Source organism: Metapseudomonas otitidis (genome assembly GCF_011397855.1).
GTDB classification, from domain to species: domain Bacteria; phylum Pseudomonadota; class Gammaproteobacteria; order Pseudomonadales; family Pseudomonadaceae; genus Metapseudomonas; species Metapseudomonas otitidis.
The window spans coordinates 3,144,664-3,156,867 of the sequence record NZ_AP022642.1 but is presented as its reverse complement, the minus strand read 5'-3'; the positions used below and the strand labels follow the sequence as shown (position 1 = coordinate 3,156,867).

The window sequence follows — 12,204 nt, the reverse complement described above, 5'->3', positions numbered from 1 at the left end:
GTCCGCCGGGGTGTCTTGTTGTGCGCCGGCAGCGTGCCGCCGGCGTTCGTTCAGTCCTGTAGCTGGCCGTGGCAGGCCATGATGTGGCGCACCACGCTGTAGTCCTGCAGCGAGTCGCTGGACAGGTCCTTGCCGTAGCCGGAGCGCTTCAGCCCGCCGTGGGGCATCTCGCTGGCCAGCATGAAATGGGTGTTGATCCAGGTGCAGCCGTACTGCAGCCGGTTGGCGATCTGGAAGGCGCGGTCGAGGTTCTGCGTCCACACCGAGGAGGCCAGGCCGTATTCGGAGTCGTTGGCCCAGTCCACGGCCTGTTCCAGGTGCTCGAAACGGGTGACGGTGACCACCGGGCCGAAGACTTCGCGCTGGACGATCTCGTCCTGCTGCTTGCAGCCGGCCAGCAGGGTGGGCTGGTAGTAGAAGCCGGGGCCGGAGTGCACGGCGGCGCCGGTGACGCGTTCGATGTGGGGCTGGCCGAGGGCGCGTTCGACGAAGCTGGCGACGCGGTCGCGCTGGCGGGCGCTGATCAGCGGGCTGATCTCGTTGTCGGCGTCGCGCTTGCGGGCGAAGCGGATGCTCGCTACGGCGTCGCCCAGTTCGGCCACCAGGCGGTCGTGGATGCCGGCCTGGGCGTAGATGCGGCAGGCGGCGGTGCAGTCCTGCCCGGCGTTGTAGTAGCCGTGGGTGCGTACGCCCTGGACCACGGCGGCCAGGTCGGCGTCGTTGCAGACGATGACCGGGGCCTTGCCGCCCAGCTCCAGGTGGGTGCGCTTGAGGGTACGGGAGGCGGCCTGGAGGATCTTCTGCCCGGTGACGATGTCGCCGGTGAGGGAAACCATGCGCACCTTGGGGTGGCTGACCAGGTGGCTGCCGACGCTCTCGCCGCCGCCGCAGACAATGTTGAGCACGCCGGCCGGCAGCAGCTCCACCAGCAGCGGGGCCAGGGCCAGCACGCTCAGCGGGGTGTGCTCGGAGGGCTTGAACACCAGGGTGTTGCCGGCGGCCAGGGCGGGGGCGATCTTCCACGCGGCCATCATCAGCGGGTAGTTCCAGGGCGCGATGGAGGCGACCACGCCCACCGGGTCGCGGCGCACCATGCTGGTGTGCCCGGCGACGTATTCGCCGGTGAGCTGGCCCTGCTGGCAGCGCACGGCGCCGGCGAAGAAGCGGAACACGTCGGCGGTGGCCGGCAGGTCGTCCTGGCGGGCCAGGTGCAGGGGCTTGCCGCAGTTCAGCGATTCCAGCTGGGCCAGTTGCTCGGCCTTGTGCTCGATGGCATCGGCGATGGCCAGGAGGGCACGGGCACGGTGGGCGGGGGTGGTGCGGGACCAGGCGGGGAAGGCGCGGTGGGCGGCGGCGATGGCCTGTTCGACCTGGTCCTGGGAGGCATCGGCGATGCTCACCAGGGTTTCGCCGGTGGCGGGGTTGATGATGGCTTCGGCCATGCCTTCGCCGGTGACCAGTTGGCCATCGATCAGAAGCGCGGTGTGCAAGGTCGGGCCGGTCATCTTCGTGGTTCTTCTTTTATCGGTCTTGTTATCGGGCATGCGGGGCTCCGTGGACGGGCCGGGCGCTGACCTTCTGGTATAGCGACAGAGACTAGAGCCCGGGCCTGGGGTCGACAAATTCTAAATAACGAAAGGCGCGTTCGATTAAATCGAAGGCCGCTTGGTGTTCGGATGCTCGCGGGCGACGGTGAGGAAGGGGTCCACCATCGGCGGTCGGGTGGTGCCCCGGCGCCAGGCCAGGCCCACGTCCAGGGGCTCGCTGAGGTCCACCAGGGGGCGGGCTTCGATGATGTCGCCCTCCAGGGACCAGGGGCGGTAGGTCATGTCCGGCTGGATCGACAGGCCGAGCCCGGCTGCCACCAGGCTGCGCACGGCCTCCACCGAGGCGGTGCGCAGGGTGACCTGGGGCGTGAGCCCGGCGCGGGACCAGATGCGCTGGGTGTGCAGGCCCATTTCGTCGGCGTTGAGCTGGATCAGCGGCTGCCCGGCGACGTCCGCCAGGCTGATGCTGTCGCGCTCCAGCAGCGGGTGCTGGGCCGGCAGCCAGAGGCGATGCGGGGAATGGGTCAGCACCTCGGTCTGCAGGGCGTGGCGGTCTTCCAGGTTGGAGAGGATGAGCACGCCGACGTCGATCTCGCCGCTCACCAGCAGGTGTTCGATGTAGGGGCGTTCGTCCTCCACCACGCGGGTCTGCACGTTGGGGTAGGCCCGCTGGAAACGGTTGATCAGGTCCGCCAGGTAGTAGCCGGCCACCAGGCTGGTGACGCCGATGGTGAGGCGCCCGGACACCTGGTCGGTGCTCTGCTGCAGGCTGCGCTTGGCGTTCTCCACCGTCGCCAGGATCAGGTGCGCCTGGCGCAGGAACTGGTGGCCCTGGTGGGTGAGGGTCATGCCCTTGGCATGGCGGTCGAACAGGCGCACGCCGATCTCGTCCTCCAGCTGCTGGATGGCCAGGGTCAGGGTGGACTGGGAAATGAACACCGCCTGGGCTGCAGCGGAAATCGAGCCGCTTTCGGCCACGGCAATGAAATGACGGATCTGGCGGAGGGTCATCATGGGAGAGGGTCGGCCATGGAATGGGGTGTTTTAGGAAAAGGAAGCGGCGTTTTTAAGAAAATGCATGGTTGCATTCTTTTTTATAGAACAAAACCCATCGTACCCAGGCGTTCGCTCGGATCGGCGGGCCTCAACCGGGGTGCGACATTCGCGCACGTGCCGTGGGCACCCATGGGAGCGTCCCCGTCCGGGTGAGCATGCTGCTGAACCTCAACGAATGAATGCGCCTGAATTTTAGGGTTGATCGATCCGCTTTTTTTGCATTACTTTTTAAAAAGTTATCGCGAGACGATAATTTATTAATCCTAAATGCAATTGAACCCAGGACGGTTTCCCTATGCAACACCTTCCCTTGCTGTCTTCCTTCAAGCGCCTCAAGTGGGCCGGGCTGGCCACCGCCGGCCTGGCCTGTGTCATGGCCCTGAGCGACATCATCATCAACACCGCCATGTGGCACAGCGGCCTGATCAGTACCGGCTACCTGGAATTCTGGGGCGAGAGCATCCCGCTGCTGCTGGCGGAGGACTACCAGCTCCCTACGCTGAACCTGGTGCTGCTGGTGGCGCTGGACTATGTGCCGGTGCTGATCTCCAGCCTGGGCCTGCTGCTGACCGGTCTTTTCTTCCTGCGGCTGTCGCGCCGCGAACTGTGGTCCACCCGTAATGCGCGGCTGCTGATGACCATCGGCGGGCTGTCGATCCTCGGTCTTGTGCTGCAACCAGTTCTCTACACCCTGACCGGTCTAGTACTATCGCTCGGCCTTCCCCCGGGGGAGGGTCTCCTGGCGGTTTCCGTCGGTTTCAATACCGAATCCATGTCCGAACTCCTCAAGGCGGTCTTCGTCTGCTCGTTCGGTTTCATGATGAATGAAGCCCGCTCGCTCAACGAGGAAGTCAAGGCGTTCGTATAACGGCACCATGAGCATCATCATCAGGCTGGACGTGGTCCTGGCGCAGAACAAGGTTCGCTCCAAGGAACTCGCTGAAATCATCGGCATCACCGAGCAGAACCTTTCCCTTTTGAAGAACGGCAAGGTGAAGGGCATTCGCCTGGAAACCCTCGACCGCATCTGCCGGACCCTCAACTGCCAGCCTGGCGACATCCTCGAGTACCAGCCGGACGACTGATCCGGCCCCACCCCAACCCCGGTGAATCCCCTTGAAACGACTCCTGTCCCTGGCAGGCGCGGCGACTGCGCTCGTCCTGCTTTCGGCCTGCGGCCCCTCCGGCCGCTACCAATACGACCTCCCCAAGGATGGCTACGCCCAGGCCTGCGTCTCCCAGTGCCGCATGCAGAAGCAGCAATGCGGCTACCTGGACGACAGCAAGCGGCGCCTGCAGGAAGCCCGCATGGACGCCTACCACTACTGCGTGGCGGGCAAGGACAAGCGCCAGGCCCGCAAGGACTGCGCCTACCCCGGCACCTACGGTGGCTATGGCAGCTACGGCGGCGGCTACAGCGCCTTCAGCTCCTGCGCCGACGACTACGACCAGTGCTTCACCAGCTGCGGCGGCACCATCCGCTGGATACCGGCGCCGACGCAGTAGGCCGCGCCCTCAAGGGCCGGTGCGTTGCCAGGCGCAGATGTCCAGAGTGGCGCCGCGCTTGAGCAACGGGCCGGCCTCGCGGGTTTCCACCAGGCGCGACTGCCCGCGCCAGCACAGCAGCGTGCGCCGCCCGCCGTAGGCCAGGTCCGCGAGGATCTGCCCCCAGTGGCGGTACTGCACGTCGTGACCCTCGCCGGGGTACAGGCGGGTGGCCACGACGTTGGCGTAGTGGCTGCGCCAGAAGGCGGCGTGGGCCGGCACCACCGTGGTGTCGGCCTCGCCGTGGTAGATGAACACCGGCGCGGCCACCGCCGAGACGTCCGCCACCGGCTGGCTGCAGTAGAGCTTCAGCTCGTGCACCAGGGGTTGCAGGTCGAAGCCGGTCGAGCCCTTGCCATAGAAGAAGCGCGCGCCTTCGTCGGCGGCCTCGTCGAGGAAGCCCGGCACCCGGTTCACTGCGGTGTTCGGCCCCAGGTCCCACCACACCGAGGGCACGTCGTAACGGGCGGCCAGGTAGTTGTCGATGATCTGCTGGTCGCTGAGCGCGCAGGACGGGGAGGGAGCCGCCACCCCCGCGTTCTGCGAGATGGCCGCCGCCAGGTGCACCGAGCGCAGGCGTGTCGGCAGGCGCGAGGCGATGGCCGCGCTGTAGGGCCCACCGCCGGAAATCGCCACCAGGGAGAAACGCTGCACGCCCAGGTGGGCCAGCAGCGCCTCCACCTCGGCGGCGTAGCTGGCGTAGTCGCCACTGGGGTCGAAGGCGGTTTCGCCGAAGCCGTTGCGCTCCAGGGCGATGAAGCGCAGCCCCAGGGATTGCCGCAGGCTGCGCAGGAAGTCGGTCAGCGCCAGGGCCCGACCACTGGTACCGTGCCCGCTGACCAGTACCACCGGGATGCCGTTGCGCGGGCCTTCGTCCAGGTAATGCAGGGTCTTGCCGTTGCCATCCACCCAGCGCTGCATCGCCGGGCCCATGTAGTCGAAGTCGTTCTGCACCTTCACATCCGCCAGCGCCGTGCCCAGGCTCAGGGCAAGGGCCAGCAGCCATCCGAAGCAACCCTTCATGGGGTGTTCTCCTGTTCGTCTTGGTTTCGTCCGATCCACCGCATCCCGACTGCCAGGCCACCTGGGAAGCGGAGCGGCACCAGTGTAGGAAGACCCCGGGCATCCGTTTTGACGTGAAGCGACGCTTTCTCGGACGGTGACGACTCCACACGGCGTGCCTGTGCAGGCATTCGGCCTGCAAACACCCGACCAGCGTCTACGCTGTCGAAAAGCAGCCGCCGGGGCGTCAAGACGTCTTGCCCCGGCTGTTCGGGACAGACGCCGGGAACGAAGGATGATCAGAAGGCAGGCCGTGATCGTGGTGGCATGGATGCTGGTGGTGCTGGGTGCCGGGTTGCTCGCCAGCCTGCTGGTCAGCCAGCACCAGGCCAATCGCAACCAGAGCTTCATCCACCAGATGCTGCTCAACGACGGCAAGCTGATCGAGCACGAGCTGATCGGCCGGCTGGACATCTACACCTACCGCCTGCGCAGCATCCGCGGCGCGATCTACATGCTGCAGTTGCCCAACGTCACCCGTGATCTGCTGGCGCGCTTCGGCCGTGTCCGCGACATCGAGAAGGAGTTTCCCGGAGCCCGGGGCTTCGGCTTCATACGCCGCGTCGCGCCCGAGGATGAAGCTGCGTTTCTCCGTCGGACCCGGGCGGACGGCATGCCGGACTTCAGCATTCGTCAATTCGCCCCCCACGCCGGCGAGCGCTACGTGATCGAGTTCGTAGACCCTGCCCAGCGCAACCAGGCCGCTTTCGGCCTCGACATCGCCTCCGAAACTCATCGGCGCGTCGCCGCCGTCACGGCGATGAACACCGGCCAGCCGACCCTTACCGCGCCCATCACCCTGGTGCAGGAGTCGGTCGAGCCTTCGCGCGCCTTTCTCCTGCTGCTGCCGGTCTACGCCACGCCGGGTACGCCGCCCACCGTCGACGAGCGCCAGCGCAATGCCCTGGGCTGGACCTATGCGCCCCTGTCCATGCAGGAAGTGATGCGCTCGATGACCTACCCGGCCAGCGACCTGCACCTGGCCCTCTACGACGTGGTGGACAGCAACACCAACCACCTCATCTACGACTCCTCGCCCGACCATGTGGACGACGGGGTTGCCAGCGCCATCTTCCAGCGCGAGGTCTACGGGCGCACCTGGCGCTTCGAGATCAGTCCCCACGCCAACTACATCCAGCGCCTGGAGTTGCCCAGCCCGGAGCGCGTGTTCGGCATCGGCACCCTGGCCAGCCTGTTGCTCACCGGCATGACCGTTGCCCTGCTGGTGTCGCGGCAGCGGCAGAGGACCATCTCCGCGCAACAGGCGCGCCTGGCCACCATCATCGAGAACTCCCGGGATGCCATCATCGGCGAGGCCCTGGATGGCACCATCGTCACCTGGAACCCCGCCGCCGAGCAGATGTTCGGCTACCGCGCCGATGAGGTCATCGGCCGCCCCCTGGCACCGCTGCTGGTGCCCCCCGAACGCTTCTGGGAGGACGAAGAGCTGCTCGAACGGGTCTCGCGGGGCGAGCTGGGTTCGACCCTGGAGACCCAGCGTCGGCACAAGCAGGGCCACCTGATCGACGTGGCCATCACCTGCAGCCTGATCCGCGAGCCGGACGGCAAGATCCTCGCCGCTGCCAAGCTGATGCACGACATCAGCGACCGCCTGCGCGCCGAGAACTACCTGCGCGAATTCAACGCCAAGCTCGAACTGGAGGTGAGCCAGCGCACCGCCGAGCTGTCACGGCTTGCCGGCCTGCTGCAGGGCGTGCTCAACGCCTCCTCGGAGGTGTCCATCATCGCCACCGACACCCACGGCCGTGTGGCGATCTTCAACCGTGGCGCCGAGCGCCTGCTGGGCTACCGGGCCGACGACGCGGTGGGCCTGCTGTCGATCCTCTCGCTCCACGAGCAGGGCGAGATCAACCGGCGCGGCGAAGAACTCAGTGCCGAAGCCGGGCGCAGGGTGCAGGGGCTGGAGGTGCTGTGCCTGAAGGCCGACAGCCAGGGCGCGGAAACCCGTGAATGGACCTACATCCGCCAGGATGGCAGCGCCGTGCCGGTGTCCATGGTGATGACCGCCATCCGCACGACCGGCGGCGAAGCCATCGGCTACCTGAGCATCGCCCAGGACATCACCGAGCGGCGGCGATCCAGCGAGGAGCTGCGTGCCGCCACGGTGGCAGCCGAACGCGCCAACGCGGCCAAGAGCCTGTTCCTGGCCAACATGAGCCACGAGATCCGCACCCCGATGAACGCCGTGATCGGCGTCGCCCACCTGCTGCAGAACACCCCGCTCAACGAGGAGCAGCGCAACCTGCTGGGCAAGCTGGAGATCGCCGGGCGTTCGCTGCTGGGGATCATCAACGACATCCTCGACATCGCCAAGATCGAGGCCGGCGAGATGCGCCTGGAGAGCCGCCCCTTCAGCCTCCGCCAGCTGCTGCAGGAGCTGGGCGAGCTGTTCTCGCCCCAGGCCGAGGCCAAGGGCCTGGGCTTCACCCTGGAGGGCCTCGACGAACTGCCGGCGCAAGTGCTGGGGGACTCCCTGCGGATCAACCAGATCCTCATGAACCTGGTGGGCAACGCGCTGAAGTTCACCGCCACCGGGCAGATCACCGTTCGTGTCGCCTGCCGGGAGGTCGATGCCGAACAGGTCCGGGTGACCCTCACGGTCGTCGACACCGGCTGCGGCATCGCCGCCGACGTGGTGGACCAACTGTTCTCGCCCTTCACCCAGGCCGATGCCTCCACCACCCGTCGCTTCGGCGGCACCGGGCTGGGGTTGTCGGTGGTGCGTGGCCTGGCCGAGCAGATGGGCGGCAGCGCCGGGGTGCGCAGCGTACTGGGGCAGGGCAGCGAGTTCTGGGTGGAGATTCCACTGGAAATCGCCCAGACCGATCTGGACGCCACCGCCACCGCACGCAGCCTGGAAGTGGTGGTGGTGGACGACAGCGCAGCCGACCGTCAGCAACTGGCGCGCCATTGCCGTGGGCTCGGCTGGCGGGTGCGCATGCTGGACAGCGGCGAAGCCCTGCTGGACCTGCTGCGCGAGCGGGTGCAGCACGGCTTCCAGCTGCCCGACGTGCTGCTGGTGGACTGGCAGATGCCAGGGCTTGACGGCGTGGCCGTGCTGGAAGAGAGCGCACGTATTCTCGCCCCGACCCGCCTGCCCAGCAGCCTGCTGGTCTCGGCCCATGAGCTCGACGGCTATGTGCGGGCGAGTGGCGGATTGGTGGACCAGGCCCTGCGCAAGCCGGTGGACAGTTCCAGCCTGTTCAATGCCGTCAACTCGGCAGTGGTCCGCCATGTCGGCAACACCGAGAAGGTGATGCTCGGCACCGACCTGGATACCCGCTCCACCCGCTGGCTGGAGGGCACCCGCCTGCTGCTGGTGGACGACAGCGAGATCAACCTCGAAGTGGCCAGCCTGCTGCTTGGCCAGCAGGGCGCCGAGGTGGACACCGCCATGAACGGGCGCGAAGCGGTGCAACGTCTCGAACAGGCACCGGATCACTACGACGCGGTGCTGATGGACGTGCAGATGCCGGAAATGGACGGCTATGAAGCCACCCGCACCCTGCGCGGGAAGCTCGGCCTGACCCGCCTGCCGGTGATCGCCCTGACCGCCGGTGCCCTGGCCGAGGAGCGCCGCCAGGCCGAGGCGGCCGGCATGAACGAGTTCCTTTCCAAGCCCCTGGAGCCGGCCTCGCTGATCCGCACCCTGCGTCGGCTGATCGAGCAGTTCCGCCTGGAACCGCTGCCCGTGCGCAACCTCTCCGCACGCCTGGAGCAGAAAGACGAGCAGGCCTGGCCGGTGATCCCCGGCATCGACGCCCGGGAGGCGGCGAACCGGCTGGGAAACGACATCGACCTCTTCCTCGGGTCGCTGAACAAGCTGTTCAACGAATTTGCCGACCTCGAGGACACCCAACTCGCCCAGCAACTGCTCAGCCGTGATGCGGCGACCCTGGCCGGCAAGCTGCACAAGCTGCGAGGCTCCGCCGGCCTGCTGGGGGCCATGGCGCTGCACCGGGCCTGCGGCGATGGCGAGTCGAGCATCCGCAGGCCGGCCGGCAGCGCCGAGCAACGCCTGGCCCTGCAGCAGGTGTCCGAAGCCCTGGTGGCCCTGCGCGCGGCCGCCGCACCTTATCTGGAGACACAGCTGAGTACCCCGGCCTCCGGACCGCAGGACGCCGGCGAGGCCGAGCAGGCCTTGCAGCGGCTGGTCAGCCAGTTGCAGGGCCGTGACATGGCGGCCATCGACACCTTTCCCGACGCCGTGGCGGCCCTGCTGGCAAAAGGCGGCCAGGCATTGGCGGACGCGGCCTGGAAGGCGGTGGACGACCTGCAATTCGACCAGGCACTGGACGTCCTGGCGGCCCATGGACTGATTGACGACGAGGGAAGCGAGCATGCATGACGCCATCATCCTGCTGGTGGATGACGACACCTTGGCCATCCGCGCACTGAGCAAGGCCCTGAACGGCCTGGGCCAGATCCGCTTCGCCACCTCCGGGGAGGAGGGGTTGCGCATTGCCCGGGAGAGCTTCCCGGATTTGGTCATCCTCGACTCGGAGATGCCCGGCATGAGTGGCTTCCAGGTCTGCGAGGCGCTGAAGAAGGACCCGGTGCTGGAGGCCATCCCGGTGATCTTCATCACCAGCCACACTGAAGGCGACATGGAGGAGGCCGGCCTGGCCCTGGGCGCGGTGGACTTCATCGCCAAGCCCATCCGCCCGGCCATCGTCGCCGCCCGGGTGCGCACCCACCTCCGGCTCAAGCAGGCCCTCGACCGCCTCAACGTGCTGGCTCAGACCGACGGCCTCACCGGGTTGTCCAACCGCCGCACCCTCGATGCCGCCCTGGAGCGCGAGTGCGTCCGCGCTAGCCGCGGTGGTAGCGCGGTGTCGCTGGTGTTGCTCGATATCGACTTCTTCAAGCGCTACAACGACACCTACGGCCACATCCAGGGCGACCAGTGCCTGGTGCTGGTGTCGGCGGCCCTGCGTCGCTGTGCCAAGCGCGCAATCGATGTGGTGGCTCGCTACGGCGGCGAGGAGTTCGCCCTGCTGTTGCCGGACACCGGGCCGGATGGGGCCTGGGAAGTTGCCGAGCACATCCACCATGAGGTGGCTCGGCTGGGCATTCCCCATGCCGAAAGCGACAAGGGCCAGGTTTCTGTCTCCATCGGCGTCGCCAGTTTCGTGCCAACAGAACCGACGTCGCACCCGCACCTGTCTCCGGCCGACCTGCTCAAGGCGGCGGATGCGGCCCTCTACGAGGCCAAGACGGCTGGGCGCTCCTGCAGCCGCCAGCGTGACGTGCCCGGCGAGCCCGCAACCGGATAATGCCGTTCATTCCGCTCGTGCCGCGCTTCGCCGGGGCGCCCTCGACAGGGCGCCCGGCCCTGGTCCAGGCTGCTTCCCCCCAGTTCCTACAGGGTTCCTTCATGCGCTCGATCCTGCTTGCCGCTGTCCTGCTGTTGCCCGTCGCCACGTTCGCGGCGGAGCCGGCGCTCTACCTCACCGACTTCGTCGCGCAAGACCCAGGCGATGCCCAGCAGCGCGAGCGAGCAGCCCAGTTGGGCGCCGCGTTGCAGCAGGCCCTTGGCGCACGGCAGGTGCAGGTGTCGCGTCTGGATGAGCGCCATCCCCTGCCGCAGAGTGGCTGGCTGATCCAGGGCCAGGTCGCCAGCCAGGGTGGCCGGCGCCTGGTGCGCACGGCGGTGGGGTTCGGCGCGGGTGCCAGCAGCGTCGAGGCCCAGGTGTGGATCAGCGACCTGGCCGCTGGCGAACTCCGCCAGCTGGCCGCCCAGGACCGTTCCGGGCGCCTGCCGGGTGCACTGGTGTCACGCAATCCTCAAGTGGCAGCAGCCAAGTTCCTGCTGGAGCGCCGGGCACTGGACCGCAACCTGGACGAGGTCGCCGCCGAACTGGCCGACGAGATCGTCCGGGACCTGGCCAAGGCGCGCTGATCAGCCCAGCCCGGTCAGGGGAATGCGGCGGATGCGGCCGTCCAGCGGGGCGGTGCCCGCCCCCGGCGTCGGCAACGGTCGACCGCTGAGCCCCATGCCTTCGCTGACCAGCACCGCATCGGGCAGCAGGCAGAGGTTGGACGGCGTATCCAGCCCTTCGGCCAGCACCGCGACCGTGCCACGGCTCAGGTCGCAGTGCAGCAGGCGCCCGCTGAAGCGCTCGAACCCGCCGTGCCAAGCGGCGCCGGCCCAATCCGGGGTCAGCGGTTGCAGCAGTCGCTGGCACAGCTCCAGGACCAGCAGGTTGCCGTCCTTCGTCAGTGCCAGGCCGGTAGGCAGCTGCAAGCCGAACACCACCGTCTCGATGCGGCCGTCTTCGGGCCAGACGCGGATCACCTGCCCGGCGTGGTCGGCGAACTCCACGCCGCGCAGCGCCGGGTCGCGGCGCAACTCACCGGAGAACAGCGTCACCAGTAGCGCACCGGTGGCCGGCTCGTGCACCAGGGTCACCGGCACCGCCTCCTGGCCCTGGGCAAGGTCCGGCAACTGGACCAGCACCCGCTCGTCATAGCCCTCGACGAACTCCACCACCTGATTGGTATCCGGTTTGACCGACAGCCAGCTGCGGCGCCCCGGGTGGTAGCACAGGGCGTTGAGGTTGCCCCGGCTGCGGAACAGCGTTGCCGGCGGCGACTGGCCGAGGTCGAGGATGCGCGAGCCGTCCACGTAGTCGGTGAGGCTGGCCAGGCAGCGCCCACCGGCGCAGCACACGTCGGACAGCCCCATGATCTCGTCCCGCAGCATGCGCACCTGCATGTTCATGGAGCGGAAGCCCTCGGCGATCACCTCCGGCGCCTGGTAGTGGCCGGAGAGGCCCGGCGCCGGGCGCAACCGGCTGATGCGCCCGCTGAGGGGCTGGTCGGCATGCCCGGAGCCGGCCTCCACCAGCAGCAGGCTGCCGTCGGGCTCCAGGCACAGGCCCCGGGGGTTGAGCAGGCCTTCCGCGATCACCGTGCCGCTGCGCACGGCGTCGCGTGGGTTGAAGGGGATATGGATGGTCATGGCTGCTGC

Annotated in this window: 10 protein-coding genes; 6 read left to right on the top strand and 4 right to left on the bottom strand. The window is 67.8% G+C overall.

Translation table 11 applies throughout. From position 1 onward, the window contains the following. Positions 1 to 50: 50 nt before the first annotated feature. Complete coding sequence (locus PotMrB4_RS14470; RefSeq protein ID WP_172433703.1) at positions 51 to 1,505, bottom strand: gamma-aminobutyraldehyde dehydrogenase; 1,455 nt, start codon at positions 1,503 to 1,505, stop codon at positions 51 to 53. Between the two features lie 144 nt (positions 1,506 to 1,649). Continuing rightward, the gene (locus PotMrB4_RS14465) at positions 1,650 to 2,561 is read right to left on the bottom strand and encodes a LysR family transcriptional regulator (RefSeq protein ID WP_044402750.1); all 912 of its coding nucleotides are present in this window, start codon (positions 2,559 to 2,561) and stop codon (positions 1,650 to 1,652) included. Between the two features lie 337 nt (positions 2,562 to 2,898). On the opposite strand from PotMrB4_RS14465, the gene PotMrB4_RS14460 reads away from it, so the two are divergent. The 3 genes from PotMrB4_RS14460 to PotMrB4_RS14450 are packed head-to-tail and all read left to right on the top strand — an operon-like array spanning position 2,899 to position 4,109. Next, positions 2,899 to 3,471 (top strand): hypothetical protein, encoded by a 573-nt coding sequence (locus PotMrB4_RS14460; protein ID WP_044402753.1) that lies wholly within the window; start codon positions 2,899 to 2,901, stop codon positions 3,469 to 3,471. A gap of 7 nt (positions 3,472 to 3,478) precedes the next feature. Then, entirely contained in the window at positions 3,479 to 3,688 is a 210-nt protein-coding gene (locus PotMrB4_RS14455) for a helix-turn-helix domain-containing protein (protein ID WP_044402756.1), read from the top strand. 31 nt (positions 3,689 to 3,719) lie between these two features. Next, entirely contained in the window at positions 3,720 to 4,109 is a 390-nt protein-coding gene (locus PotMrB4_RS14450) for a hypothetical protein (protein WP_172433702.1), read from the top strand. Positions 4,110 to 4,118: 9 nt separating this feature from the next. Here PotMrB4_RS14450 and PotMrB4_RS14445 read toward each other — a convergent pair whose 3' ends face one another. Further along, positions 4,119 to 5,171, bottom strand: a complete 1,053-nt coding sequence (locus PotMrB4_RS14445) for an alpha/beta fold hydrolase (protein ID WP_172433701.1) — start codon at positions 5,169 to 5,171, stop codon at positions 4,119 to 4,121. A 274-nt stretch (positions 5,172 to 5,445) separates the two neighbouring features. Here PotMrB4_RS14445 and PotMrB4_RS14440 point away from each other — a divergent pair, with 274 nt between their 5' ends. The 3 genes from PotMrB4_RS14440 (at position 5,446) to PotMrB4_RS14430 (ending at position 11,133) form a co-directional block, all read left to right on the top strand. Then, complete coding sequence (locus PotMrB4_RS14440; RefSeq protein WP_232060706.1) at positions 5,446 to 9,579, top strand: CHASE domain-containing hybrid sensor histidine kinase/response regulator; 4,134 nt, start codon at positions 5,446 to 5,448, stop codon at positions 9,577 to 9,579. Next, the gene (locus PotMrB4_RS14435; protein ID WP_172433700.1) at positions 9,572 to 10,507 is read left to right on the top strand and encodes a diguanylate cyclase; all 936 of its coding nucleotides are present in this window, start codon (positions 9,572 to 9,574) and stop codon (positions 10,505 to 10,507) included. Before PotMrB4_RS14440 ends, PotMrB4_RS14435 begins: the two co-directional genes overlap by 8 nt. A 101-nt stretch (positions 10,508 to 10,608) precedes the next feature. Then, on the top strand, positions 10,609 to 11,133 hold the full coding sequence (locus tag PotMrB4_RS14430; RefSeq protein ID WP_172433699.1) for a DUF4410 domain-containing protein: 525 nt from the start codon (positions 10,609 to 10,611) through the stop codon (positions 11,131 to 11,133). Here the strand turns inward: PotMrB4_RS14430 and PotMrB4_RS14425 are convergent, their stop codons facing one another. After that, positions 11,134 to 12,195: a hypothetical protein gene (locus PotMrB4_RS14425; protein WP_160480915.1), complete on the bottom strand. Its 1,062-nt coding sequence runs from the start codon at positions 12,193 to 12,195 to the stop codon at positions 11,134 to 11,136. Positions 12,196 to 12,204 lie beyond the last annotated feature (9 nt).

Coding starts and splice junctions, on each gene's coding strand:
- PotMrB4_RS14470 (WP_172433703.1), bottom strand. CDS start 1,505: ATGACCGGCCCGACCTTGCACACCGCGCTTCTGATCGATGGCCAACTG.
- PotMrB4_RS14465 (WP_044402750.1), bottom strand. CDS start 2,561: ATGATGACCCTCCGCCAGATCCGTCATTTCATTGCCGTGGCCGAAAGC.
- PotMrB4_RS14460 (WP_044402753.1), top strand. CDS start 2,899: ATGCAACACCTTCCCTTGCTGTCTTCCTTCAAGCGCCTCAAGTGGGCC.
- PotMrB4_RS14455 (WP_044402756.1), top strand. CDS start 3,479: ATGAGCATCATCATCAGGCTGGACGTGGTCCTGGCGCAGAACAAGGTT.
- PotMrB4_RS14445 (WP_172433701.1), bottom strand. CDS start 5,171: ATGAAGGGTTGCTTCGGATGGCTGCTGGCCCTTGCCCTGAGCCTGGGC.
- PotMrB4_RS14440 (WP_232060706.1), top strand. CDS start 5,446: ATGATCAGAAGGCAGGCCGTGATCGTGGTGGCATGGATGCTGGTGGTG.
- PotMrB4_RS14435 (WP_172433700.1), top strand. CDS start 9,572: ATGCATGACGCCATCATCCTGCTGGTGGATGACGACACCTTGGCCATC.
- PotMrB4_RS14430 (WP_172433699.1), top strand. CDS start 10,609: ATGCGCTCGATCCTGCTTGCCGCTGTCCTGCTGTTGCCCGTCGCCACG.
- PotMrB4_RS14425 (WP_160480915.1), bottom strand. CDS start 12,195: ATGACCATCCATATCCCCTTCAACCCACGCGACGCCGTGCGCAGCGGC.